The sequence below is a fragment of the Enorma phocaeensis genome (assembly GCF_900186505.1).
Lineage (GTDB): Bacteria > Actinomycetota > Coriobacteriia > Coriobacteriales > Coriobacteriaceae > Enorma > Enorma phocaeensis.
Window position 1 is genome coordinate 15,735 of record NZ_LT891967.1, and the last position, 25,212, is coordinate 40,946.

Below are 25,212 nucleotides of genomic sequence, written 5' to 3' on the forward strand. Positions count from 1 at the left end.
AAAACTGCGGCCGCTAAAAATGAACGAGGGTCAATCTTTGTTTGCATGGTGACCTCCCTTGATAAAAGAGTTCCAAGGCTAGCCATATATGTAATATATATTAGAAATAACATAAAATATTATGTTATAGGTTGAGCGGTAGATTATAGGGGGTCAATGGTACTCGATAAAGTCAGAAATAATATAAGAAATTAATAATGCATTATCCAATATATAGACTGGATGTAGGCGTATATGCAGTTTTCTAATGCTGTCACTCGCTTTTCTTTAGGTGACGTGCCCGTAATCGGAAACACTGTAACTGGGGCAATTGTCGGGCTCACTGAGGATGGAATAAAGCTTTGCGATGCGTTGGGCAGTGGTTGCTGTGGTGCTGACGCTGTTTCTGTCGGGCAAACGATGCTTCTAGAATATCTCGTTCGCAACGGTTTTGTGGTGGACGAAGGTAAGGAGAGTTCCGCGGAAACAGCTTCGAGGCTTGAGACCGCTTACCTGCATGTTACCAATCGATGCAATATGGCTTGCAAAGGATATTATTCATATACGAACAATCGCAACGATAGCATTGACCCTACTTATGATGAGCTTGCCCACTCGCTTCGAGTACTAGCTAAGATTGGGATATCACAGCTGGTGGTATCTGGAGGAGAGCCTTTCCTCCGCGATGACCTGCCTGCTTTGGTTGCCTATGCAAACGATGTCGGTATTCAATCGGTTAATGTCCTGACAAACGGTACGCTTTGTGCTCCGAGCGCGCTTGAATTGCTCTCGGATTGTGTTGATGTCATATCGGTATCGTTTAACAATACGGGGGATTGGGTTCGAAGTCCGTTTGGAAACGATTGCCGAGTCAATCAAATCAAGCAGGCAGTTAAGAGAATCGCCGAGGCAGGAATACGCCCCCATATTCTATTTACGCTGCATGCTGAGAATATTGGCGATGTGCCAGAGATGTTGGAATTTGGGAAGCAGAGTGGAGCAACGGTAGGTTTTAGCCTGTTAAGTGGCAAAAGAGAGATGCTTGGGGAATTATTTCCAACTGACGATCGGTTAAGGCTTTTGGCGCGCGTCATGCATGAAGTTGGCGAATGGGAGGATATAAGCACCATATCTCCGGACATTTCGGAGTGGAGTTTGCGCGCATGCAAACAATGTGGCGCGGGAATAACAACGCTTAGCATCTCGGCAGAGGGGAACGTGTACCCCTGCCACATGCTTCACTATCCGGAATATTGCTGTGGAAATGCTTTCTTGGATTCAGCGAAGGATATTCAGAGCGCTCTGTCAAAAATGTTGCTGCCTACGGTCGACGAATTGGACGATTGTAATACATGCAGCAATCGATAGATTTGCGGAGGAGGATGCAGGGCACGGATGTTTTTGAATGAGGGATTCGCCGAAGGAAAGGATCCATATTGCGCATACTATTCACAGAGGATTGATTTCAAAATTACTGAGTTCTTGTCGAGCGTGTTAGGAGAACAGAACAATGCTATTCGTGATTGAGTGTGGTAGTTGCAGAAAACCATGTTGGATAATTGGAGGAATCAAAATAGGTTTCTGACGACATTGGAGCGCTGGAATGCCTGAGATCCCTAGAGAGGTAAATGGATGGGGGCGCCGCCGGGGTAAACGGCTGACGATATTGCTCACTGTGCTCTCTGCGATTTTAGTTGTCGGTTGTCTGTTTAATACGATATGCAGCATCTTTGAGATACAACTGGTAGTAGAGTCACGGACCCTTATTGGGTCCGCAGCCGCATGGCAATATATTGTTGTATCCGTACTCATGAACCTCATGGACATCTGCTCCCTATTTCTCATCATTTCGTTTGCATTGTCCATTGTTCGAAGCAGGTCCATTTTTAGTAACATTCAAACTTTTCGCCTGATATCCATAGGAACTGCTCATCTGCTATACGCTCTCTTTGGATTGCTTCTTCCTTCAATTAGCTTTCCTCCGATTATGAATGACGGTATCGTGCTTGAGGCCGTTGAACCGATGCTCGACATACGCGCAATATCTGTAGCTGTGGTATTTTTCGTATTCTCGACAATATTTGAATATGGAAGAGTTCTGCAGGAAGAAGCAGATAATATTCTTTGATTTTCTGCGTGTTGTGAGCAGGGAGCATGTTGTGCCGATTGTTATGAGGTTAGATCGTGTAATGGCTGACCGGAAGATTAGTTCTGTTGAGTTGGCTGAGTTGGTCGGTATCTCCCCTGTGAACATATCCAGAATCAAAACCGGTAAGCTAAAGGGGATAAGGTTCTCAACCCTTGAGGGGCTATGCAAGGCACTTAGGTGCAAGCCTGGAGACATTATTGACTGGCTGGACGATGAAGAGTACAAAACGTGGCTTAGCAGCCTCCCTTCACTGCCAGATGATTGATGGGATCTCTGGTTCTGGCGGCTTCTGAGCCCTTCGGCAATTCCCTGCATTCGGGATTTTAAGCTCAGCACTGAAGGGTTTGATAAGCCGTTTTTGTTCCAGCGGGATTACCGGCAGTGGTTCTGAGTGCTACAATCCTCTTGGCCAGATGGCGGCTGCTGCCCGCCACGGCCTCCAGATGCATATCATCCGATGTCATGCGCCTGTTAGGGTACGGCGGTGCGCCGCGTAGCGGCGGCCGTGCGCAGAGAGGAGCGGGCCATGGCAAGCAAGCCTAGGCAAACCAGGGAGCGCATCAAGCGCCTAATCCGTTCGAGCTTCGTGCGCGATCTGCCACTTGTGGTTGCCGGCTGCGCTGTTGCCGCGCTCGCTGTGGACCTCTTCATGGTTCCGAACGGCCTTGCGGCGGGTGGGCTCACCGGCCTTGCGACCATCCTCTCTGCCGTTGCGGATGCGAACGGTTTCTACCTTCCCATCGGCCTCCAAACCATTGTGATGAACGCGTTGCTGCTCCTGTTCGTGTTGCGTACAGGTGGCGTTCGCTATGCCATTCAGACCATCACAGGGTTCATGCTCTTCGGTTTCTTCTGCGATCTCTTTATGCCACTCGCGGACATGATGGAGCAGGGCGAGCTTGTGCTCTCCGCACTCTGGGGCGGCATCATCTCGGGTATCGGCTATGGCTTGGTGTTCCGTGCGGGCGGCAACACCGGCGGGTCGGACACCATCGCGCAGATCATCTCGCGCAAGACATCGTTTCCCGTGGGCGGTACGGTCATGGCGCTCGACGTTGCCGTGTGCGCGGCGTCCATCCCGGTGTTCTCCCTCACGAACGCGCTCTACGCGGCGCTCTCCATGGTGCTTTCTGGATACGTCATCGACATGGTGGTGGACGGCGGGAACCGCGAGCGCGCGGCGTTCATCATCTCGAGCAGCTACGACGAGATCGCACATGACATCATGCACGGCATGGTGCGAGGTGTGACGTGCTTGGACGCCATCGGTATGTGGAGCGGCGAGAAGCGCCCCATGCTCATGGTCGTGTTGAGCCCGCGCGAGGTCTCATACCTCAAGGCGATCGTCTTCGAGCGGGACCGCGATGCCATTGTAATCATCACCGATGTGAACGAGGCGCTCGGAGAGGGCTTTAAGGAGTTCGGAGCGTAGGCGCTTCGGCATCGGATATCGTGGTTTACAGAGGCTCGATATCTCATGAAGCAAGAACCCCGGCACATGACGTCGGTGGTCCATGGGTCGCTGTTTCCAAGGCGGGCTTCTAGGCAGCCGACAAAGAATCTCGTACTGGTTGTTCCCTGCCACTATCGACAGAACGGGTTTCGCTGGGATCTTCGTGAAGCATTCCCGCACATTGCGAAAAGATGGTGCAGAGCCGTGCCGGTTCTATGGGATGGGCTGTAGCTGCTATGATGAACGCGTCTTTACAGACTTCCTACATCGAAGGGATGGACATGGCAACTGAACAGCTCAGGTGTGCCTGTGCGCGGAGCGACGAGGAGATCGCCCTCATCGCCAACCGCATGCGCTACGACGAGATCGAGATGCTCGCAGCGTCGGGCAGCGGTCACCCGGGTGGATCGCTCTCCGCGACGGACATCCTGGCGACACTCTATTTCTCCGGCGTGATGGGGTATGACCCCGCCGATGCGGAGTGCGCCGAGCGCGATCGCTTCGTGCTCTCCAAGGGACATGCGGCACCTGCCCTCTACGCGGTGCTCGCCCAGGTGGGATATCTGCCGCGCGAGGAGCTCGTCACCCTGCGCAAGTTCGGTTCGCGTTTGCAGGGCCATCCCGATTGCCATGCCTGCCCCGGTGTCGAGGTTTGTACCGGCTCCCTGGGTCAGGGCCTTTCGGTCGCTTCCGGTATGGCGCTTGGCTTCAAGCTCGATGCGGCTCGCGATGGCGGTGAGCTTCGTCGCGTGTTCGCGCTTCTGGGCGACGGCGAGCTCCAGGAGGGCCAGAACTGGGAGGCCGCGATGTTCGCTTCGCACAAGGGCCTCGACAACCTTGTTGCCATCGTCGACAGCAACAACTTGCAGATCGACGGGCACGTGAGCGACGTGTGCGCGGTGCAGCCGCTCGACGCGCGCTTCGAGGCGTTCGGCTGGAACGTCATCATGGTCGCCGATGGCAACAGCGTGCCGGCGGTTCGTGCGGCGCTTGAGGAAGCTGTTGCGCACGAGGGCGCGCCCACAGCCATCATCTGCACCACCATCAAGGGCAAGGGCGTCTCCTTCATGGAAGACCAGGTGAGCTGGCACGGGAACGCGCCGAGTGCCGAGCAGGCAGAGGCCGCCCTGGCAGAGATCGATGCGGCCGGCGACAAGCTCGCCTGCGCCGGTAAGGAGGCGTAAGCGATGGCTAAGGCAACACGTGCTGCATTTGGCGAAACGCTCATCGAGCTCGTTGAAGCGGGCATGGACATCATGGCGGTCGACGCCGATCTGTGCGGCTCCACCACCACCGCGAAGCTCGGTGCGGCATATCCCGACCGTTTGGTCGACGTCGGCATCGCCGAGCAGAACATGATCGGCGTAGCGTCGGGCCTCGCGCTCACCGGGCGCACAGTCTTCACGGGCTCGTTTGCCGTGTTCGGCTCTGGCCGCTGCTACGAGCAGATTCGCAACACCGTGTGCGATTCCGGCCTCAACGTGAAGGTCTGCCCCACGCACGCGGGCATCACCGTGGGCGCCGACGGCGCCACGCATCAGATGCTCGAGGACATCGCGCTCATGCGCGTGCTGCCCGGCATGCGCGTGCTCGTGCCGGCGGACTATGCGAGCGCCAAGGCGGCCATCCGTCTGGCGGCCCAGACCCCCGGCCCCTTCTACGTGCGTCTAGGCCGCGAGCCGCTGCCCGAGGTGTACGGCGACGACTTCACGTGCGAGCTGCCTTTCGCAAACGTGGTTCGGGAGGGCGCGGACATCTCGATCATGGCGTGCGGCGTCGAGGTGGCGCATGCCCTCAAGGCTGCCGAGGAGCTCGCAGCTGAGGGCATCTCTGCCGAGGTCGTGGACGTTATGAGCGTGAAGCCGCTTGATGAGGAGACCATCGTTGCATCCGCCGCTAAGTGCGGGCGCGTGCTCACGGTCGAGGAGCACAGCATCTACGGCGGCATGGGTTCCGCTGTGGCTGAGCTCCTGAGCGAGAAGCACCCCGTCCAGGTGACGCGCCTCGGCCTCACGACGTTCGGCCAGTCCGGTTCGGCTGCCGAGCTGCTCGCGCATTACGGCATCGATGCCGACGGCATCGCCGCGCGCGTGCGCGAGGTGCTGAAGGCCTAGCGATCCACATCGGAGCGTCATCCATCGGACGCCGCAGCCTGCATCTGGGCGGCGGCGTCCGTTGCTGTTTCTGTGCATATGTACCGTTCCTGCTACAATATGTCGCGTCTGTAGTTCAATCGCACGACTTGAAGGAGCCTCTGTGGGAAGCCACTTTCGCAAGCCGAGTGACGAGCAGGATGCTCCGCTGCATCAGGAAGCGCAGCCTGCTTCGCACTTCGCGTACTCCTCGGAACCGGCTCAGCAGCCTTCGCTGAACGTTCCCTCGTCTGCGGTGTCGCCCCTCGACGCCGACTTGGCGCAGGACCCATTCGCCTATCATCCGTCCAGTGACGACGTGGTGGCGGGCGCGGCGCCGCCGAACCCCATCCTCAATGTTCCTACGCCCGCAGCTTCGGGCTCGGTTGCCCCGGGCGATACCGGTGCCTTCATGGCGAGCGCCGGAGTGCGCGTGCCCGATGTCACCGTTCCCGCGGTACCCGCGGTCACCGCCGACCAGGCAGATGAGGTCGCCTCGCTCGACAATGCGCTCGAGAGCTCGGACTTCACGTCCGTCTTCGCACCGATAGGCGAGTCGCGCAAGAAGATGGCGCGCGATGCCGGCGTCGAGCCCGTGATCTTGATGGAGCATGTTACCAAGGTCTATCCGGCACAGCCCAACAAGCCCGCGCTCGAGGACGTCAACCTCGAGATCTATCCGGGAGAGTTCGTCTTCCTCGTAGGTCACTCGGGTTCCGGCAAGTCGACGCTCCTACGCACCATCATGCGCGAGGTCAAGCCCACCTCCGGCCGCGTGATCGTGGCGGGGCAGGACCTCACCCGCATTCGCAACCGCAAGGTCCCCTATCTGCGCCGCCAGATGGGCATCGTCTTCCAGGACTTCCGTCTGCTGCCCAACAAGACGGCGTACGAGAACGTGGCCTTCGCGCTTGAGTGCATCGGCAAGCCGCGTGGCGTCATCCGCTCGCAGGTGCCCGAGGTGCTTCGCCTTGTGGGCCTCGGCGACCAGATGAAATCTCGCCCCGACCAGCTCTCCGGTGGCGAGCAGCAGCGCGTGAACGTCGCGCGCGCCATGGTCAACCGCCCGCCGCTGCTCATCTGCGACGAGCCCACGGGCAATCTCGACCCGGCGATCTCGCTCGGTATCATGAAGCTCTTGGAGCGCATCAACCGTACGGGCACCACGGTCATCGTGGCCACCCATGACCGCGAGATGGTCGACTCCATGCACCGGCGCGTCATCGCGCTCGAAGCAGGCCATGTCATCCGCGACCAGGAGAGGGGAGGCTACGGTAACTATGGCTCCTTCTAACCTTGGCTACTCGCTGCGCGAGGCCTTCAGCCACTTCGGCCGCAACTGGACCACGTCGGTCGGCGCAGTCATCACCATCTTCCTGTCGCTGTTCATCATCGGCCTGTTCATCATCGGTTCCGCCATGATCACCTCGGCCATCGGTACGATCGAGGACTCGGTCACCATCAACGCGTTCATTTCGGACGAGGCATCCGATGAGGATGTCGAGGCGTTCCGTGCCACGCTTGAGAGCTGGGACAACGTCGCGCACGTCGACTTCCGCACCAAGGATGAGGCGCTCGAGGCTTGGCAGGGCATGACGGATAATGCCGACTCCACGCTTTCCGCGCTCGACGGTGAGAACCCGCTTCCGCGCTCGTTCGTGATCGAGATGGAGGACTCCTCCCAGGTTGAGGCCATGGCCCAGCAGATCAAGGATGATCCTGGCTTCCAGGCGATCGCTGACGGCGGCGACGTTGAAGGCAGCGTGCTTTACAGCCAGGAGGAGGTCGGTCGCCTCTTCCAGATCACCGGCTACATCCGCGTCGCGCTCATCGTGCTCGTGGCGCTGCTCACGTTCATCGCCTTCATCTTCATCAACAACACGATTCGCCTCTCCATCACCGCGCGTCGTCGCGAGATCGCGATTATGCGCCTCGTGGGCGCTTCGAACGGCTTCATCCGCGGGCCGTTCATCACGGAGGGCGTGCTGCAGGCCCTGCTCGGCGCTGCCCTCTCGATCGGCGTGCTCGAGCTCATCCGCAACCTGCTCATGCCGCGCTTGCACACGATGGTGAGCTGGCTGTCGTTCGATGTGCCGCTCGACGTCTTCCTCATGACGTACGGCGCCCTCGTGATCGTTGGTATCGTGATCGGCCTGTTTGGCTCCGCGATCGCCATGAGGCGCTACCTCAAGGTGTAGCCGCCTGCAGGCTGTATTGGGGCCGGCCTTTCCTTGCCACCGCATGGAGACGATTAAGTCGCATGGGGTGTCAAGGGGGCCGGCCTTTTGCTCTATTGATGGGACGCGGTCGAATCGATGGGAAGGAGTGATCCCATGGGACGCAAGCGACGCGCAACCAATCGGCGCAAACCGACGCGCAGCCAGCGTCGTCCGAGCCTTACCGGTACCGTTCGGCTTTCCGATGCCGGCGGCATGGTCGAGACGGCTGAGGGCTCCTTCAAACTTGCTGGGAGCTCGCTGCGCCAGGTTATGGCGGGCGATGTCGTTGCCATAAGCATGCACCGCGGGCACCGTGGCGAGCGGCGCGCGGTCGTCGAGAGCGTTGTCGAGCGCGCGGCGGCTTCCGTTGTGGGCACGTATGCGCCTGCCGGTCCCCTGGGCTGCGTGCGTCCGCTTGACACGCGCCTCAAGGCAGACTTCTTCGTCCTGCCGCGCGATCGCTCAGCTCAGGAGCTCGGCGTGCATGAGGGCGACGTGGTGAGCGCGCGCATCGAGAGCTATCCTTCGCGTTATGAGTCGGGGGTCGTGACCATCGAGCGCAGGATTGGTGATGCCGATGCGCCCGATCTAGGGATTCGCTGCATCATGGCGCGCTACGACCTCGAGGATGGTTATCCCGAGGCGGCAACAAGCGCTGCCGATGAGCTCGACCTCGATATCGATGGCGCGCTCGCCGACCCGCTCCGCCGCGACTTGCGCGACCGCTTCGCGCTTACGATCGATCCGGTGGATGCGCGGGATTTCGACGATGCCATCTCGATCGAGCGAACGGCGGATGGCGGTTTTGCGCTCATGGTGCACATCGCCGACGTCTCGCACTACGTGGGCTGGGAAGATGCGATCGATCTGGAGGCGCGCCGCCGCGCGACCTCTGTCTATCTGGCCGATCGCGTGCTGCCAATGCTGCCGGAGCGGCTCTCCTGCGATCTGTGCTCGCTGCGCCCCGGCGAGGACCGTCTCGCATTCACGGCCGCCATGCGCTTCGATCGCCAGGGACGCCTGCGTACCAGCGAGTTCTATCCCAGTGCGATGCGCTCGCGGGTGCGCCTTTCCTACGAGCAGGCGGACGCCTTGCTCCGTGGCGATGCTTCGTCGGCGGCAGACGAGGTGAGCGCTTCGGCGGCGGAGGGCGTGGATCTCGCATCGTTCTTAGCGGATGCTGCAGAGCTGGCGCGCCTGCGGCGCCAGATCCGCTTCGATCGCGGGGCGGTCGATTTCGATACCGTCGAGGTCCATGCCTTGCTCGGTGATGACGGTGAGCCCGTGGATCTCGTGAGCCGACAGCGGACCGAGGCGACTGGCCTGATCGAGGAGGCAATGCTCGCCGCCAATGAATGCGTGGCGGCATGGCTTGCCGACCGCGGTACGGTATGCGCCTATCGCGTTCACGACCGGCCATCTCCCGACCATTTGCATGATGCGGCGATGACGCTGGCAGAGCTGCAGATAGCGACCCGTACGGAGGCTGCGGAGATTTCGCTCGGCGAGCAGGCTGCCATGAGGTCCGTGCTTGCGCGTGCTGCGGGGACGCCGGCAGCAGAGCTGGTGAACGCGTTGCTCCTGCGTGCTATGCAACGCGCGGTCTATCGCCCGAGCAACGAGGGGCACTACGCCCTGGGGGCGGATGCTTACTGCCATTTCACGAGTCCTATCCGGCGCTATCCCGACCTGCTGGTGCACCGGGCGCTTAAGGTGGAGCTCGTCCGCGAGCACTTGGGCGAGCGCGCCGCCCGCGAGCGCTCCCGTGCTCTCATCGGCGCGGGGCGCGAGTGCTTGGAGCGAATCGCTTCACAGCTCTGCAGCGCATCGAGCGACCGAGAGCGCATCGCTGACGCCGCCGCCCGTGCATCGCAAAAGGTCGAGGTGGCCCGCTTCTTCTCTCGGCGGGTGGGTGAGCGCTTCCGCGGCACGGTGACCTGGGTGGATCAGCTTGGCGCGTTCGTACGGCTTGATGACTTCCATGCCGAGGGGCTCATCCACGTGCGCGATTTGGGTGACGAGTGGTTCGACCTCGACGAGCGGACCCTCACCTACACAGGTTCGGCAACCGGGCGCTTGGTGCGGCCGGGCGACCGGGTGGTTGCGGAGGTGCTCCGCTGCGATGTGCTGCGCGGGCATCTCGATCTCGCGCTCATCGCGGGCCCGCGTACGCTACACTGATACCCTTGACGCTAGGAGGGGCTATGGACCTACCGTTCGATGTGGGCGACCTTAACCGTATAGAGAATTTCCTGGGACAGGGCGATGTCGAGGCCTCGCTGCCCGCCTTGCTCGAGCTGCGCGATGCCGTCGAGGAGTATGTGGAGACGGAGTGCACCACCACCGACGAGGTGCAGTATTTCTGCTTCTCTGACGCCTTCGAGCGCCTTGCATACCGCCGCGTAGAAGGTGATCCACGCACGCTCGTGCAGGTGGGGGCGCCTTTTGACCGTCTCTATGCCGATCTGGCCTTCGCTTACATCCAGAGCCAGGAGCACGCTCTTGCGCGTGATGCCCTCATGCAGGCGGTCAGGTGGAACCCCATGCACTGTGCCTATCGACTTGATCTCGCCGAAGTTTTCCACATCTTGGGTGACAGGCGCGAATGGGCATCGCTGCTTTTCTCCGTGCTCGAGCGCGCGGCGGATGCGGCGCATGTCGGTCGTGCGTACGCTGGTTTAGGCGAGTTCTTCCTCGATGAAGATGAGGCGTCCGCTGCGGCGGGGTGCGCTCGCCGCGCCGCGCGCTTCGCCCCAGAAGATATGGTCACGCGGAGGCTCATCACGCACCTCATGGAGGTCGCATCCGATGCCGCTGAGCTTGGCGAAGACGAGGCGACCGCAGCGCTCGCCGCCCAAGGTATCCCCACCGAGCCCAATGCCGAGATTGCCATCTGCCTCATCATGTGCGCCATGGATGCATCTCGCGCCGGCGATCGCAACGAGGCGGCGCGGCTCACGCTCCGCGCTCGCGACTTGGTGGGGGAGAACGTCGTAAAGGCCCTCATCCAGCTCGTTCATGAATCCGATGCCGAGCTTGCCGCCGAGCGCGGTGAGAATTCCGAGGAGGATCGCGATGCCAACGCGTAGGGAGCGCAAGACCATAGCCAAAAACCGCTCTGCCCGGCATGAGTACTTCATCGAGGAGACCTATGAGTGCGGCGTCGCCCTCACCGGTACCGAGGTGAAGAGCCTGCGCGAGCGCGCCTGCCAGATCACCGACACCTTCGCTTTGATTCGCGGAGGCGAGTGCTGGCTCGTGGGCGTGCACATTCACCCCTATAGCCACGGCACCATCTTCAACCGCGATCCCGAGCGCCGCCGCAAGCTGCTGCTTCATCGCAAGGAGATAGACCATCTTGACGAGAAGCTCCGTACGCGCGGGTACGCGCTCGTGCCGCTTGAGCTCTACTTCGACGCCAACGGTCGCGTCAAGCTGCTGCTCGGTCTTGGCCGTGGCAAAAAGCTCTACGACAAGCGCGAGGATATGGCTAAGCGCGACATGCAGCGCGAGATCGAGCGCGCCCTCAAGGAGCGCTACCGCTAGGCGCTAGCGTTGCCCATCCTAGCTGCCTTTCACCTCGCGTCGCGCGTTCGCGGAATCCATCTGCGCGCAGGCGCTGCCATCGGGTACCATACGGGCAACGGCCTAATCTGCACCCAAAGGTAAGGAGCCCGCATGGATCTCTCGGCATTCTTCAAGATGAGTTACGGTCTCTATGTCGTTTCGGCTGAGGCCGAGGGCAAGCGGGCCGGCTGCGTGGTGAACACGGCTGTGCAGGTAACGGCCGCGCCGCCAGCGGTTTCAGTTGCGGTGAACAAGGACAACGTCACTGCTGGCGTCATAGCCGATGCAGGGGCTTTCACGATCACCGTTATCGACAAGACGGCGGACATGCCCTATATCGGCAACTTTGGGTTCCGTTCGAGTGATACCTACGACAAGTTCGAGAAGTACGGTTGCGAAACATCTGCCGTGGGGAGCCCCTACTCCCCCGAACACGTCTGCGCGTTGCTCGCATGCCGCCTTATCGATACCGTCGATGTGGGCACGCACCTGCTGTTTATCGGCGAGGTTGAAGACGCTCGGGTGCTTTCTGACGAAGAGCCTCTCACCTACAGCTATTACCACGCGGTGCTCAAAGGCAAGACGCCGCCCAAGGCCTCTTCATACCAGGCATCATAAGCGCCTTGGCGCATGAGTTTCTGCTTGAGTGCACCGAGCGGCGAATGCTCCTGTTATCGAGATTATGTCCTAAATGTTTAAGATTTCCTGATCGCGTGTTATGCCGTTTGAGATGGCGCGGTGTGGATATACTAGCGGATAAGTTTCATCGCCTACGAAAGGATGGTTTCCATGTCTGACGAGAAGACCTACAAGTTCGTGTGCGTCGTCTGCGGCTACGAGGTCGAGGTCGACACTCCCGAGCTGCCTGAGGACTTCGTGTGCCCCGTTTGCGGAGTCGGTCCCGATCAGTTCGAGCTGGTGGAGGAGTAGCCTCCGAGCACGGTCGATATCGAGCATCAGATCAAACAGGGTCGCGGGTTCGCTCGCGGCCCTGTTTCTTGTACGCAAGAGCTGGATGCAGGGGTCGCGTATGGAGTTCGGCATGCTCTCGGTGGCGCTCGTGGACAGTCGGTCTCGCCCTGGGGCAAATGGGGAGCGCTGGCCGGATAAGGCTTGAACCGTACATGAGGCCTAAAGGCGGCTGGGAAGCGGCATCGCTCGGGCGCGCACCGTCCCGCTCCAACGTAAGATTCTCGCATTTAACGAATGGAATCGTAAAATAATTGCAAAATAGTGATACATATCGTAAAAATAATTGATAACTATTATATTTAATGAAATAAAACTACGACAACCATCTGATAATTGCAGATATCTTACGATGTGTATTATAGAATGAATAATATTAACGATAAGAGTTTAAAAGAATGCATAAATTTACGACAAAAAAGAAACGGATTTATATTGCGATAGAAGATCATAGATTCGAATAATGTGCAATGGATCTGCCCTATTTCGATTTGGAGGCCTCTTCATTACTTTCAGCTGATTGTCGAGGAGAGAGCCAGCCCGCGCTGCAAGCATCGAGGATATCGTCGGTGCCAATTGACAGCGTGCTTGAGTGCTCGTTGATAAACCGTCAAAATGAGTATGCGAACTGCCGCCGGCATGCATGGTCGGCGTGCGTTTGTCTATGGTGCATGCGGAATATGAGATATTCTGCGAGCATGATGCCGTTGATTGAGGGGCAGCTGCATGGGGAGGGCAAATCATGTGGGCGTATGAGAGCATCTTCTATCAGATTTTTCCGCTGGGTCTGTGCGGGGCGCCGCAAGAAAACGACGGCATATTCGAGCCGCGTATCAAGCGCATCATCGATTGGGCTGATTACCTGCACGACCTCGGTATCGGATCGGTACTGCTTAATCCGGTGTTCGAATCCAGCACGCATGGCTATGATACGCGCGACCTCCGATGCATCGATTGCAGGCTCGGTTCCGAAGATGATTTCGCGCTTGTGGTAGACGAGCTGCACAATCGCGGGATCCGCGTCGTGCTCGATGCCGTTTTCAACCATGTTGGTCGTGAGTTCTGGGCGTTCGAGGATCTGAAAGAGCATGGCTGGGATTCGCGCTATCGCGACTGGTTCATCACGAATTTCGACGGCGATTCGCCTTACGGGGATGGATTCTGGTACGAGGGCTGGGAGGGTCATTTCGAGCTTGTTAAACTCAACCTCACCAACCCTGAGGTGGTGGAGTACCTTCTGGACTGCGTGCGCTTCTGGCGCGAGCGGTTTGGAATCGATGGCCTGAGGCTCGACGTCGCCTATTCGTTGGATCGAGGGTTCATAGGGCGGCTCCGCGTGCTTGCGGATGAGCTCGGGGCGCAAGGGGGCCCCGGTCGGGAGTTCGTGCTCATCGGCGAGACCCTCCATGGAGACTACAGCCAGCTCGTAGGCGATGGCATGCTTCATTCGTGCACGAATTACGAGTGCTACAAGGGCCTCTACTCCAGTTTCAACTCCCATAACATGTTCGAGATCGCCCATTCGCTGCACCGCCAGTTTGGTGGCGATCCTTGGTGCATCTACCGCGGCATGCATCTCCTCTCGTTCGCTGATAACCACGATGTGACGCGGCTGGCAAGCATCCTTGCAGATCCCGGACATATTCCCTGCGCATACGGCGTGCTCTTCGGCATGCCGGGCATTCCCTGCCTGTATTATGGCAGCGAGTGGGGGATAGAAGGCGTCAAGGGCGCTGGTAGCGACTGGTCGCTGAGGCCCGCGCTCGAGCAGCCTGAGCACACCGAGGTCACTGCCTTCATCGAGCGGCTGATCAGGGCGCGTACCGCGCGAGATGCAACGACGGGCGCCCTCGCGCCGGCGTCGGCGGCGCTTGCCTATGGCAGCTACCGCAATGTGGTCATCGCGAGCGAACAGCTGCTGTTCGAGCGCGCTTGCGAAGGCGCGCGGGTGCTCGTCGCCGTGAACGCCAGCGCCCAGCCGGCGCATCTCAGTGCAGGCGAGCTCGCGGGCACCTTCGACGATCTGATCGAGAACGGGGAGCCCGTCGAACTCAACGGCGCTATCGAGCTGGAGCCTTATTCGGTGAGGTATCTCGCCGCGCGCGGCTAGGGGTTGCTGAAGCGGGATATACCGTTCGCCGGGAAACGCACGGGCTTGTTTGCCCGGCGGCTATAATGGACAGCGGACAACAGCCTAGCCCGCCGCAGCGGGCGCTTTTACAAGGATGCCGCTATGAAACGCATTTCCCGTGCGTGCGGTCGCTTCGTATGCGACCTCGTCTGTGCACGCTTCGCTTCTGTTTCCGCTACGTCTGAGCCTGTCGAGGTGATGCCCCATGGCATCGCTTAAGACCACCCATCGGTGGGTCCTCGCTCCCGAGAACCCGCGCCTTGCCGATGACCTTGCCGTGGGCCTCGGAGTCCCCTCGCTTGTCGCGCGCATCATGGTGGCGCACGGCATCGGGTCCGTTGAGGAAGGCCGTGCCTTCCTGACGCCTTCGCTGGACCGCGATTGGGCGGATCCACTGGATATTCCGGGTATGCCTGCGGTGGTTGAGCGCGTGGCGCGTGCGGTGCGCGATGGCGAGCGGATTGCGGTATTCGGTGACTTCGATGTCGACGGGATCACCTCGACCTGCTTGCTCACCGAGGCGCTTCGCGAGCTCGGGGCATCGGTGCATCCGTTCATTCCGCATCGGTTCGAAGAGGGGTACGGCCTTTCTCAGACAGCCCTCGATCGCGTGATGGAGGTGTGCGACCCCGCGCTCGTAGTGACGGTCGACAACGGGATCGCCGCCCGTAACGAAGTCGCATTTCTTTCCGAGCGCGGTGTTGATCTGGTGGTCACCGATCATCACGAGCCAGCCGATATGGTTCCAGAGGGGATTCCCCTCACCGATCCCAAGCTGGTGGCGAATGGCCCCTCGCACGAGCTCGCCGGCGCGGGGGTAGCGCTCAAGCTCGTGCAGGCTTTGGGGTCCCGCCTGGGTGCTTCTGATCTGTGGCGACGCTACATCGAGGTGGCAGCGCTCGGAACCGTTTCGGACATGATGCTGCTCACGCCTGAGAATCGCGCGCTGGTGGCCGAGGGCATCGCGCAGATGCGCTCGACTGAACGGCCGGGCTTCATCGCGCTGGCTGCGGTCACCCGCACCGACCTTTCAACCATCACCGCCGATGCGCTCTCCTTCTCCCTTATTCCGCGGCTCAATGCAGCCGGCCGCATGGCAGACCCGGCGCTCGCCCTCAACCTCCTTCTCGAGCGCGATCCGGTCGAGGCAGGGCGCTTGGCGTCGGAGCTCGAGGCCATCAACCAGGAGCGACGCGACATCGAAGCCGCGCTTGCCGATGAGGCGGTCGCCCGTGTCGAGGAGACCTATACCGGCGGCCGCGTGATCGTGGTCGGTGGCGAGGGCTGGCACGAGGGTGTCAAGGGCATCGTCGCAAGTCGCCTCGTCAACCGTTACCACGTGCCGGTGCTGCTGTTCTCGATCGAGGACGGGGTCGCCCGCGGCTCGGGCCGCTCAGTGGGTGCGGTGAACCTCTTCGATGCTGTCGAGCGATGCTCGGATCTGCTCACGCGCTTCGGCGGACATGCGGGCGCCGTGGGCGTCACGCTTCCTGCTGAGAAGCTCGATGAGCTGCGGGTGAGGCTCGATGCGGTCCTTTCGGAGCTGCCGGAAGATGCCTTCGAGGATACCGGCGAGATTGCTGCCGTGGTGCACCTCTCCGAGCTCGATGTCGATACCATCGAGAAGATCTCCCTGCTGGAGCCCTTTGGCCAGGGAAACAAGGTCCCCCTGCTCGCCGCGACCGGCGTCTCCATGACCGACCGGTTCTGCGTGGGTAAGACCGGCGACCATATGCGTTTCACGGCGACGGATGGACAGGCGAGCGTTGCTGCCATCATGTTCCGGGTGCCCGACGTGGATTCGATGTGCGCCTGCGATTCGGTGGTCGATCTTGTCTTCGAGGCGGTGGCCGAGCATTGGCAGGGGCGCGTGAAGCCCAAGCTCATGGTGAAGGATATCCTGTGCCGCGCTCCGGGCGATGCGAAGCTGCCGCACCTCGAGGACGGTGTCGCACGCCTTGCCGAAGAATCCAGCGCGGGGGATGGCGACGCCCTCTTTACCGAGGAAGCGGCTGCTCGCGACGTCCAGGCTGCTACCCTCCCGGCAAGCCCCGATGAGGCGGCTCGGCGTCGGCACGCCCTGGAGAGCCTTTCCTACGACGAGCTCACCCGTACCCTCATCCACGAGTTCATCGGTGAAGCGTCCCCGCACCCCGCTCAACGCGAGGCGCTCGATGCCCTAGCGGAGGGTGAGAACACCCTTGCCGTCATGGGCACGGGCCGCGGAAAGTCGCTGATCTTCCAAGTTCACGCTGCGCGCGAGGCAATCGCGAACCGGCGCGGAAGCATCCTCGTCTACCCGTTGCGCGCGCTCGTCGCGGACCAGGCGTTCCATCTCGTTTCCTCTTGCGCGCGCCTGGGAATTCGCGCGGCGGTGCTCACCGGCGAGACGGTCTACGCCGCCCGCGAGCGCGCCTTCGCCGCCTATGCAGCCGGCAAGCTCGATATCGTGCTCACCACGCCCGAGTTTCTCGCCATTCATCGTGTGCGCTTCGCGGGGGCGGCAAGGACCGGCTTCATCGTGGTTGATGAGGCGCATCATGCGGCGCGCGCCAAGAGCGGCGAGCGCTCGGCCTACCTCGAGCTGCCCGAGGTGATACGGGCGCTCAGGAACCCTACCGTGCTCGCCGTCACGGCGACCGCCGATGCCTCCTGCGCGGAGGAAATCGGACGGCTCCTCTCCATCGGGCACACGGTCATCGACGGGACGGTGCGCGAGAACCTCGAGCTCGAGGACGACCGCGACTCGGCGGCGCGCGAGATGCGGCTGGTCTCCATCGTCGCCACCTGCGAGAAGTGCGTCGTCTACGTGAACTCGCGCGACCAATCGATGACGCTCGTGCGGACGCTGCGCAAACGCGTGCCCGAACTCGCGCAGCGCATCGCCTTCTACCACGCCGGGCTCACGCGCGAGGAGCGCGCTCGGGTCGAGGAGGCCTTCCGCTCGGATGCCCTAACCTGCATCGTCTCGACCTCCGCGTTCGGCGAGGGAGTGAACCTGCCGGATATCCGGCATGTGGTTCTCTACCACATGCCGTTCTCCGCGACCGAGTTCAACCAGATGAGCGGCCGTGCCGGGCGCGATGGCGAGCCGGCCTGCATCCACCTGCTCTACTCCACGCGAGATGCTCGCATCAACGAGCGCATGCTTGACGCCGCCGCGCCCGAGCGCGAGGAGCTCGTGACGCTCTACCGGGCGCTGCAAACGATGTGGCGCGCCCACCGCGGTAAAACCGGGGAGCAGAGCTTCTCGGCAAGCGATGTGGACATCGCCAACATGTGCCTGGCAATCGATGCGCGCACGCCGGTGGACGAGCGTTCGGTCGAGAGCGGCATCGCCATCTTCGAGGAGCTCGGGTTCGCGCAGGTGCGCGACCGCGCCGGTACGCGCTCGATCAAGATGATCGAGCAGCCCGGGCACATCGCGCTCACGCGCTCCATCAGGTATCTCGAGGGCTTGCGCACGCGCTCGGCGTTCACTGCGTTTCGCAACTGGGCGTTCACGGCGTCTGCTCGTGATATGCTTGCACAGGTAAACCGTCCGATCGTGCCGTGGTCGGAGCGGTTCACCGAAGGCCGTGAAGGGTAGGGGATCTCGATGGATGCTGCAACGCGCGCGGCGCACGATGCGTCGCTCACCTCGTTCTCGCAAATGGCGCACTACACCTCCGCTAGCGAGCTCCCGCCCGAGATCTGCGCCGACAACTTCGATCGCCTGCAGCAGCTCTGCAGCAAGTACATGAGCGAGGCCGATAACGCCATGGTCGAGCACGCGTACTGCTTTGCCGCGGAGAAGCATGCGAGCCAGAAGCGGCGTTCGGGTGAGCTCTACATCAACCATCCCGTTGAGGTGGCAATCATCTTGGCGGAGCTCAACATGGACTGCGATGTGGTGTGCGCGGCTCTGCTTCATGACACCGTCGAGGATACCGAGGTCTCGCTCGCCGACGTGAAGGGCATCTTTGGCGAGACGGTCGCCGAACTCGTCGACGGCGTCACCAAGCTCACCAATATCGAGGTCGACAGTATGGACGAGAAACAGGCGCTGAATCTGCGCAAGATGTTCCTCGCCATGTCGAAGGATGTTCGCGTCATCATCGTCAAGCTCGCAGACCGTCTGCATAACATGCGGACCCTGGCGGCGCTTCGAGAAGATCGGCGGCTGTTCAAGGCCCGCGAGACCATGGACGTCTACGCGCCGCTCGCCGACCGCCTGGGCATGAGCTCCATCAAGTGGGAGCTCGAGGACCTCTCCTTCTTCTACTTGGAGCCCGAGTCATACCAGCGCATCGCGCGGATGGTGGCCGAGAGCCGTGAGGTTCGCGAGCGCTTCCTTGCCGAGACGATTCGCGTGCTCACCGACGAGCTTCATGACTTGGGTATGGAGGGCTTCCAGGTCAACGGGCGCTCCAAGCACTACTGGTCCATCTACCAGAAGATGAAGCGCAAGGGCAAGGAGTTCTCCGAGATCTACGACCTGGTGGCGCTGCGCGTCATCTGCCGCTCGGTGGGCGATTGCTATTCTGCGCTCGGTGCGGTCCACTCGCTGTGGCACCCCATGCCGGGGCGCTTCAAGGACTACATCGCCATGCCCAAGTCCAACAACTACCAGTCGCTTCACACGACGGTCATCGGTCCCACGGCGCGCCCGCTCGAAATCCAGATCCGCACGTACGAGATGCACGAGCAGGCGGAGTACGGCATCGCTGCCCACTGGCTTTACAAGAAGTCCGGCGGCTCCACGGCGACCAAGTCCTCCGATGCCCAGCGGCTGGACGACCAGATCAACATGCTCAGGCATTCACTCGACTGGGCGGCCTCCGACGAGATCGACGATCCCAAGGAGTTCCTGCACTCCCTCAAGGTCGACCTCTACGACCAGGAGATCTTCGTCTTCACTCCTAAGGGCGAGGTGATGAGCCTGCGCGCAGGCGCGACACCGCTTGACTTCGCCTATGCCGTTCATACCGAAGTGGGCAACCACTGCATCGGTGCCAAGGTGAACGGCGCGGTGGCACCGCTCACGCACGTGCTGCTCACCGGCGATCAGGTGCAGATCCTCACCAACAAGAACGCCAAGCCGTCGCGTGACTGGCTGAACATCGTGAAGACGCCCTCGGCGCGTTCCAAGATCAAGCGGTACTTCTCCGCGGCGACCAAGGACGAGGACGCTGCTGCCGGTCGCGATATCCTCGCCAAGGACCTTCGCAAACGAGGGTTCGGCATCTCTACACCGCGATCTACGCGTGCGCTCAGCACCGTATGCGAGAATCTCAACTATCGTACGATCGAGGACCTGTTCGCCGCGATCGGTTCGGGCAAGGTGCCGTCGCGCATGGTGGGGAACCGCGTGGAGCAGATTCTCGATCCCAAGCCGCTCGATTCCGCGCGCCACGTCATCCCGGCAGAAACCGCGCAGCAGCCATCGCGCGGCTCGAACCGCAAACCCCAGCGCCGCGCTCGCCGCAACTCGGGCGTCATCGTCAAGGGGCAGTCCGGCGACGGCCTGCTCGTCCGTCTTGCCCATTGCTGCAACCCGGTTGCAGGCGATGAGATCGTGGGCTTCATCACGCGCGGTCGCGGCGTCTCCGTGCACCGGGCGAACTGCCCCAACGTGAAGGGCCTTATGGAGCATGCCGAGCGCATGATCGACGTCGAGTGGGACAACGACGCCGATGCCACCTTCCAGGTCGAGATCGTGGTCGAATGCCTGGACCGCATGGGGTTGCTCAAGGACGTGACCATCGCGATCGGCGATGCGGGCGGCAATATCCTCTCGGCGAGCACCTCGACCGATGGCGAGGGCGTTGCCATCCTACGGTTCTTGGTCGAGATCTCCGATGCGAGCGGGCTCGATCCGCTGCTTGCCACGATCGGCAGGGTGGAGAGCGTCTACGACGCGCGCCGCCTCATGCCAGGCGAGGGCAACAAGACCCTGAGGCCCTTCGCTTAGAAGACCGCTTCCGTTGGGCGACGACCGCGGCGCTTCTCATGAGAAGCCGCGACATTATGAAGGAGCGAACATGTCCTTTGAGCTCGATTGCACCCCGATGGGTTCCATGCACGTCGATAGCCATGAGGAGGGCCCCATCGCGACGAACACCTATCTCGTCGCATCCGGAGACGAGGCCATCGTGATCGACCCCGCATGGAAAGGCGAGGGCATCGCGCGCCGTATCGCCACCGACCATCCCGAGTTGCGCATTCGCGCTATCGTGTGCACGCATTGCCATGGCGATCATGTTGGCGGCGTTGCCGGCATGCGCCGCGAGCTTGGCGATGAGGTGCCGTTCGTCATCTCGGCCATCGACGCTCCCTATATCGAGGGTGCCGTAACCCATATGAAGCGCAACTGGGGCCTCAATATCGAGATGCCGCCCGAGCCCGACCGGCTGCTTCGCGAGGGCGATACGGTTGAGTTCGGCTCGGTAACGCTTCAGGTCATCGAGACGCCCGGCCACACGCGCGGCGGCATCGTGCTCTTCGCGGCTACGCAGGACGGCAACATCGCGTTTGTGGGCGATACGCTCTTCCCGGGAAGCCATGGGCGGACGGATCTCGACGGCGGCGATGATGCTGCCATCATGGCATCGCTCGGCAAGCTGGGACGCCTGCTGCCGGTCGACACGCTTGTGTGCGCTGGTCACGGGCCGGTGACGACTATCGCGCGCGAGCTCGAGACGAATCCCTTCATGCAGCTCGCCCTCAAGAACGAATAGCTGCCTGCCCGACGATCTCGTTGCCAGAATTCATTCGGTAGCGCGCCTTCCATGTGCGCTCCGATGGCACCTGGCGCTGCCCGACGTGGTATCCTTATGTCGTAATCGGCACATCCAATCGCTTGGAGGTTCACATGCTCGTCAATGCTGCCGACATGCTCAAGAAGGCCGAGGCAGGCCACTACGCCCTCGGCGCGTTCAACACCAACAACCTGGAATGGACCCTTGCGCTGCTCCAGGCGGCCGAGGAGGCCAAGAGCCCGCTCATCATCCAGTGCACCGCCGGTGCCGCCAAGTGGATGGGCAGCTTCAAGGTCTGCGCTGATATGGTGAAGGCCGCTGTCGAGGCCGCCGGCGTGACCGTGCCCGTGGCGCTGCACCTCGACCACGGTTCTTATGAGGATTGCTTCAAGGCCATCGAGGCCGGCTTCACCTCCATCATGTATGACGGCTCCCATGAGGAGACCTTCCAGCTCAATCTCGACCGCACCAAGGAGCTCGTGGAGCTCGCCCACTCCAAGGGCATCTCCATCGAGGCTGAGGTCGGCGGTATCGGCGGCACCGAGGACGGCGTGACCTCCTCGGGCGAGCTCGCCGATCCCAATGAGTGCAAGCAGATCGCTGAGCTCGGCGTCGACTTCCTGGCTTGCGGTATCGGCAACATCCACGGCGTGTATCCCGAGGATTGGGCTGGCCTCTCCTTCGAGCGCCTCTCCGAGATCAAGGCAGAGGTCGGCGAGCTGCCGCTCGTGCTCCACGGTGGTTCGGGCATCCCCGAGGACCAGATCAAGAAGGCCATCTCCATGGGCGTCGCGAAGATCAACGTCAACACCGATCTTCAGCTCGTGTTCGCTGCCGCTACCCGCGAGTACATCGAGGCAGGCAAGGACCTCGAGGGCAAGGGCTTCGATCCGCGCAAGCTCCTCAAGCCCGGCCGCGATGCCATCGTCGCGAAGACCAAGGCCCTCATGGAGGAGTTCGGCTCCATCGAGAAGGCTTAAAGTCGCCAAAGCTTTCGCTCCCTTCGGAAGCCCCGGTTCCCCTTCGCTCATGCCTGCAGCTCGGCAATCCTGAGTTGCTGCGGAAGCGCCCAAAGGGGAGCCGGGGCTTCCTGCATCAGCGTGTCTTTGTATGCTGTGCGCACGGTCTCGATCAGGGGCGCACTCTACTGTGGTAAAGTGATTCGACCATGATCGATTCCATCAGCCCGAGGAGGGTCTGCTGCATGAAGGCAACGCCGTGGGGGTTCAGGGACATCCTGCCCGAGGAAGCGCAGGTGCGCGAGGACATCGCCGATACCGTGAAGGCATGCTTCAAGCGGCACGGCTACCTTCCTATCGAAACGCCGCTTCTGGAAGATAAGGGTTCCATCACCCAGGGCGGCCGCAGCGCGGACGACACGCCGTTCAAGCTCTTCGATGACGATGGCCGCCTGCTCGTGGTACGGCCAGATAACACGCTCTCCATCGTGCGCCTCGTTTCCACGCGCATGCACGCGGCGCCGCTTCCGCTTCGTTTGCGCTATGATGCCCCGGTTGTGCGCGAGCAGGCGCGCTACGCGGGTGCCTCGCGGCAGTTCACGCAGCTCGGCTTCGAGCTCATCGGTGAGGAAGGCAGCTCGGGAGACGCAGAGCTCGTGCGCATGGTGGTCGATACCATGCAGGCGCTCGGGATATCGTCGTGGCGCGTGGTCTGCGGAAGCGTCCGCCCCTTCCTGGAGCTTCTGAGCCGGTGCGACGACGAGGAGCTTGCGCGGGAGGCGCTCGCCCGCGTCCACGCGAACAACCTCGTCGATCTCGATAGCGTTGTGTGTGCAGCGGCGATTCCCGATGCGATGAAGCGCGCGATCTGCGAGGTGCCGAGGACGTTCGGCGGCGTCGAGGCGCTCGACCGCATCGATGACTTGCTGCGGGAGGCCGGCATCGAGGAGCAGCTTACGGGCGAGCTTCGATCACTTGCGCGCGCATACGGCGAGCCGTCTGCGGATAGCTCCCTCACCTTTGATTTTTCCATACTTAACTCATTTGACTACTACACGGGCCTGGTGCTTAAGGTCTATGCGGGTGACCTGCCTGATCCGGTGGGGTCGGGCGGGCGCTACGACGCCATCTTCGACGGGGTGTTTCCCGGTCGCGAGCATACGCCTGCTGCCGGTTTTGCGTTCTCGCTCGAACGCCTCGAGAGCGCATGCCAGGCGCGCTCGGAACAGCGTGATGCGAGCGCCGACCATGCCGTGGCGCGCACGGCGCAGGAGCCGCTGCGCATCGCGGTCCCCAAAGGCTCGCTCAACGCCGGGACCATCGAGGCGCTTGAGGCTATCGGGCTCGATGTGAGTGCCCTGCGCGATCCCGGCAGGCACCTGATCGTCTCCTCGCGCGATGAGCGAGGCGAGGCGAACGGCTTCGATATCGGCAGCGTCGAGTTCGTGATCGTGCGCGCGAGCGATGCCCCGGCGTTCGTCGCCGGCGGGGGAGCGGATTGCGGGTTCTGCGGCCGCGATTCCCTCATCGAGGCGAATCTCAACCTGCTCGAGCTGCTCGACATGGGCTACGGGTCCTGCCGTTTCATCGAAGCGGAGCCGGCCGACCGCGCCGGCCAGGCGGAGCGCGTCTATGCGCGTCGCGGCTGCTTGCGCGTGGCGACCAAGTACCCGCGCATCGCGGCGGCATGGTACGAGCAGCGCGGCATCGCGGCGGATATCGTTTCACTCCATGGCAACATCGAGCTCGGACCCATCGTGGGCATGACCGATCGCATCGTGGACATCACGGCCACGGGCACGACACTCCGCGAGAACAACCTGGTCATCACCGGCGAGATCATGGAGTGCACGGCGCGCTTCTTCGTGAACCCCGGCCGCGCTCGTCTGGACGCCCGGGTTCGCGAGCTCACGCGGCGCCTCGCAACCTTTGCGGGTCAGCTGTCTAGCGCTGCTTCAGGAACTGTTCGACCTCGGTGCGCGTGGGGATCGCTTGCTGCGCGCCCGTCTTTGTTACCGTGAGCGCCGCGGCGCAGGTGGCGAGCTGCAGCGCGTCTTCAAACGGCATGTTCTCTACGCTTGCTGCTGCGAGCGCGCCCACGAAGGTATCGCCCGCCGCCGTGGAGTCCACCGCGTCAACCCGGCAAGCGTCGATGTGAACGATGCGTCCCTCGCGAAGCGCCATCGCGCCGTGCTCGCCGAGGGTAACCACGACGCTGTGCGCCCCGCGGACGGCGAGCTCGCGCATCGCCCGCTCGCAGGAGGCGCTGTCGTTGGGCTCGATGCCGGCTATGAGCGCGCATTCGGTCTCGTTAAGGCATACCAAATCGATGCTGGGCCACACGTCGGCGGGGATCTCCTGTGCCGGCGCTGGGTTGAACATCGTGACGAGGCCTTGTTCACGGGCATGCCTCAGCAGGGCGTAGGTCGCTGCAGCCGGGCATTCGAGCTGCGTCACCAGCACATCGCCAGGCTGTGCGGCGCGGTCGAGCGCGGTCACGGCGGCATTCTTTTCGACTACATGGTTCGCACCGGGATCGAGAATGATGCGGCTCTCACCGTTCGTGCGGATGATCGAGGCCACGCCCGTCGGCACCTCCTCGGCACGTGCGACCTCAGAGCAATCGACGCCGGCGTTTTCCAGGGTGGCGACGAGCTGTTCCCCGAACCCGTCCGCACCCACCGCGCCGATCATGGTGGTTGGCGCACCGAGCTTTGCTGCGGCGACAGCCTGGTTCGCCCCCTTGCCGCCCGGGTTCGTGAGAAACCCGTACCCCATGAGCGTCTCTCCTGCTTGCGGCACGCGCTCGCAGGCGATCGAGAGGTCCATGTTCAAGCTCCCGAACACGATGACGCGCGGCATAATCGTCCCCCTTCGCCGATGGTTTCCCCTATGGTACCGCGTCCGCCGGCGG

19 protein-coding genes are annotated in these 25,212 nt (G+C 61.7%); 18 read left to right on the forward strand and 1 reads right to left on the reverse strand.

From position 1 onward, the window contains the following. Positions 1-234: 234 nt before the first annotated feature. From C1717_RS00125 to hisG, 18 genes are all read left to right on the forward strand, one after another. Entirely contained in the window at positions 235-1,347 is a 1,113-nt protein-coding gene (locus tag C1717_RS00125; protein WP_102371197.1) for a radical SAM protein, read from the forward strand. 719 nt (positions 1,348-2,066) lie between these two features. Further along, complete coding sequence (locus C1717_RS00135; RefSeq protein ID WP_219722238.1) at positions 2,067-2,393, forward strand: helix-turn-helix domain-containing protein; 327 nt, start codon at positions 2,067-2,069, stop codon at positions 2,391-2,393. A gap of 261 nt (positions 2,394-2,654) precedes the next feature. Continuing rightward, complete coding sequence (locus C1717_RS00140; protein WP_102371202.1) at positions 2,655-3,560, forward strand: YitT family protein; 906 nt, start codon at positions 2,655-2,657, stop codon at positions 3,558-3,560. Between the two features lie 302 nt (positions 3,561-3,862). Next, positions 3,863-4,765: a transketolase gene (locus tag C1717_RS00145; RefSeq protein ID WP_102371203.1), complete on the forward strand. Its 903-nt coding sequence runs from the start codon at positions 3,863-3,865 to the stop codon at positions 4,763-4,765. Between the two features lie 3 nt (positions 4,766-4,768). Then, complete coding sequence (locus C1717_RS00150) at positions 4,769-5,695, forward strand: transketolase family protein (RefSeq protein WP_102371205.1); 927 nt, start codon at positions 4,769-4,771, stop codon at positions 5,693-5,695. Positions 5,696-5,837: 142 nt separating this feature from the next. Next, positions 5,838-7,007, forward strand: a complete 1,170-nt coding sequence (gene ftsE, locus C1717_RS00155; RefSeq protein ID WP_102371206.1) for a cell division ATP-binding protein FtsE — start codon at positions 5,838-5,840, stop codon at positions 7,005-7,007. After that, on the forward strand, positions 6,994-7,911 hold the full coding sequence (ftsX, locus tag C1717_RS00160; RefSeq protein WP_102371207.1) for a permease-like cell division protein FtsX: 918 nt from the start codon (positions 6,994-6,996) through the stop codon (positions 7,909-7,911). The genes ftsE and ftsX overlap by 14 nt, the downstream gene beginning before the upstream one ends. 135 nt (positions 7,912-8,046) lie before the next feature. Beyond that, entirely contained in the window at positions 8,047-10,113 is a 2,067-nt protein-coding gene (locus tag C1717_RS00165) for a ribonuclease R family protein (RefSeq protein WP_102371208.1), read from the forward strand. 23 nt (positions 10,114-10,136) lie between these two features. After that, positions 10,137-11,021, forward strand: a complete 885-nt coding sequence (locus C1717_RS00170; protein WP_102371209.1) for a hypothetical protein — start codon at positions 10,137-10,139, stop codon at positions 11,019-11,021. Continuing rightward, on the forward strand, positions 11,008-11,478 hold the full coding sequence (gene smpB / locus C1717_RS00175) for an SsrA-binding protein SmpB (protein WP_102371211.1): 471 nt from the start codon (positions 11,008-11,010) through the stop codon (positions 11,476-11,478). The genes C1717_RS00170 and smpB overlap by 14 nt, the downstream gene beginning before the upstream one ends. Before the next feature lie 132 nt (positions 11,479-11,610). Beyond that, entirely contained in the window at positions 11,611-12,117 is a 507-nt protein-coding gene (locus tag C1717_RS00180; protein ID WP_102371212.1) for a flavin reductase family protein, read from the forward strand. Positions 12,118-12,288: 171 nt separating this feature from the next. Beyond that, positions 12,289-12,429: a rubredoxin-like domain-containing protein gene (locus C1717_RS00185; protein WP_102371214.1), complete on the forward strand. Its 141-nt coding sequence runs from the start codon at positions 12,289-12,291 to the stop codon at positions 12,427-12,429. Between the two features lie 781 nt (positions 12,430-13,210). After that, the gene (locus C1717_RS00190) at positions 13,211-14,578 is read left to right on the forward strand and encodes an alpha-amylase family glycosyl hydrolase (protein ID WP_102371215.1); all 1,368 of its coding nucleotides are present in this window, start codon (positions 13,211-13,213) and stop codon (positions 14,576-14,578) included. A gap of 226 nt (positions 14,579-14,804) precedes the next feature. Beyond that, positions 14,805-18,188 (forward strand): single-stranded-DNA-specific exonuclease RecJ, encoded by a 3,384-nt coding sequence (recJ, locus tag C1717_RS00195; RefSeq protein WP_102371217.1) that lies wholly within the window; start codon positions 14,805-14,807, stop codon positions 18,186-18,188. Positions 18,189-18,197: 9 nt separating this feature from the next. Beyond that, the gene (locus C1717_RS00200; RefSeq protein WP_102371218.1) at positions 18,198-20,552 is read left to right on the forward strand and encodes a RelA/SpoT family protein; all 2,355 of its coding nucleotides are present in this window, start codon (positions 18,198-18,200) and stop codon (positions 20,550-20,552) included. A gap of 70 nt (positions 20,553-20,622) precedes the next feature. Next, entirely contained in the window at positions 20,623-21,318 is a 696-nt protein-coding gene (locus C1717_RS00205; protein ID WP_102371219.1) for an MBL fold metallo-hydrolase, read from the forward strand. A 134-nt stretch (positions 21,319-21,452) separates the two neighbouring features. Beyond that, positions 21,453-22,319 carry a class II fructose-1,6-bisphosphate aldolase gene (fba, locus tag C1717_RS00210; protein ID WP_102371221.1) on the forward strand — a complete coding sequence of 289 codons (867 nt, stop codon included), beginning with the start codon at positions 21,453-21,455 and terminating at the stop codon, positions 22,317-22,319. A 224-nt stretch (positions 22,320-22,543) separates the two neighbouring features. Then, the gene (gene hisG / locus C1717_RS00215) at positions 22,544-24,319 is read left to right on the forward strand and encodes an ATP phosphoribosyltransferase (RefSeq protein ID WP_102371223.1); all 1,776 of its coding nucleotides are present in this window, start codon (positions 22,544-22,546) and stop codon (positions 24,317-24,319) included. Here the strand turns inward: hisG and rbsK are convergent. Continuing rightward, on the reverse strand, positions 24,243-25,160 hold the full coding sequence (rbsK, locus tag C1717_RS00220; RefSeq protein ID WP_102371225.1) for a ribokinase: 918 nt from the start codon (positions 25,158-25,160) through the stop codon (positions 24,243-24,245). The two genes, hisG and rbsK, sit on opposite strands and share 77 nt — an antisense overlap. Positions 25,161-25,212 lie beyond the last annotated feature (52 nt).

What these genes read in the sequence shown, in the direction of transcription:
- C1717_RS00150 (WP_102371205.1), top strand. Translation starts at nt 4,769, where the DNA reads ATGGCTAAGGCAACACGTGCTGCATTTGGCGAAACGCTCATCGAGCTC.
- C1717_RS00185 (WP_102371214.1), top strand. Translation starts at nt 12,289, where the DNA reads ATGTCTGACGAGAAGACCTACAAGTTCGTGTGCGTCGTCTGCGGCTAC.
- C1717_RS00135 (WP_219722238.1), top strand. Translation starts at nt 2,067, where the DNA reads ATGGAAGAGTTCTGCAGGAAGAAGCAGATAATATTCTTTGATTTTCTG.
- rbsK (WP_102371225.1), bottom strand. Translation starts at nt 25,160, where the DNA reads ATGCCGCGCGTCATCGTGTTCGGGAGCTTGAACATGGACCTCTCGATC.
- ftsX (WP_102371207.1), top strand. Translation starts at nt 6,994, where the DNA reads ATGGCTCCTTCTAACCTTGGCTACTCGCTGCGCGAGGCCTTCAGCCAC.
- C1717_RS00200 (WP_102371218.1), top strand. Translation starts at nt 18,198, where the DNA reads ATGGATGCTGCAACGCGCGCGGCGCACGATGCGTCGCTCACCTCGTTC.
- recJ (WP_102371217.1), top strand. Translation starts at nt 14,805, where the DNA reads ATGGCATCGCTTAAGACCACCCATCGGTGGGTCCTCGCTCCCGAGAAC.
- C1717_RS00125 (WP_102371197.1), top strand. Translation starts at nt 235, where the DNA reads ATGCAGTTTTCTAATGCTGTCACTCGCTTTTCTTTAGGTGACGTGCCC.
- C1717_RS00190 (WP_102371215.1), top strand. Translation starts at nt 13,211, where the DNA reads ATGTGGGCGTATGAGAGCATCTTCTATCAGATTTTTCCGCTGGGTCTG.
- C1717_RS00180 (WP_102371212.1), top strand. Translation starts at nt 11,611, where the DNA reads ATGGATCTCTCGGCATTCTTCAAGATGAGTTACGGTCTCTATGTCGTT.
- hisG (WP_102371223.1), top strand. Translation starts at nt 22,544, where the DNA reads ATGAAGGCAACGCCGTGGGGGTTCAGGGACATCCTGCCCGAGGAAGCG.
- smpB (WP_102371211.1), top strand. Translation starts at nt 11,008, where the DNA reads ATGCCAACGCGTAGGGAGCGCAAGACCATAGCCAAAAACCGCTCTGCC.
- C1717_RS00140 (WP_102371202.1), top strand. Translation starts at nt 2,655, where the DNA reads ATGGCAAGCAAGCCTAGGCAAACCAGGGAGCGCATCAAGCGCCTAATC.
- C1717_RS00205 (WP_102371219.1), top strand. Translation starts at nt 20,623, where the DNA reads ATGTCCTTTGAGCTCGATTGCACCCCGATGGGTTCCATGCACGTCGAT.
- fba (WP_102371221.1), top strand. Translation starts at nt 21,453, where the DNA reads ATGCTCGTCAATGCTGCCGACATGCTCAAGAAGGCCGAGGCAGGCCAC.
- C1717_RS00170 (WP_102371209.1), top strand. Translation starts at nt 10,137, where the DNA reads ATGGACCTACCGTTCGATGTGGGCGACCTTAACCGTATAGAGAATTTC.
- C1717_RS00145 (WP_102371203.1), top strand. Translation starts at nt 3,863, where the DNA reads ATGGCAACTGAACAGCTCAGGTGTGCCTGTGCGCGGAGCGACGAGGAG.
- C1717_RS00165 (WP_102371208.1), top strand. Translation starts at nt 8,047, where the DNA reads ATGGGACGCAAGCGACGCGCAACCAATCGGCGCAAACCGACGCGCAGC.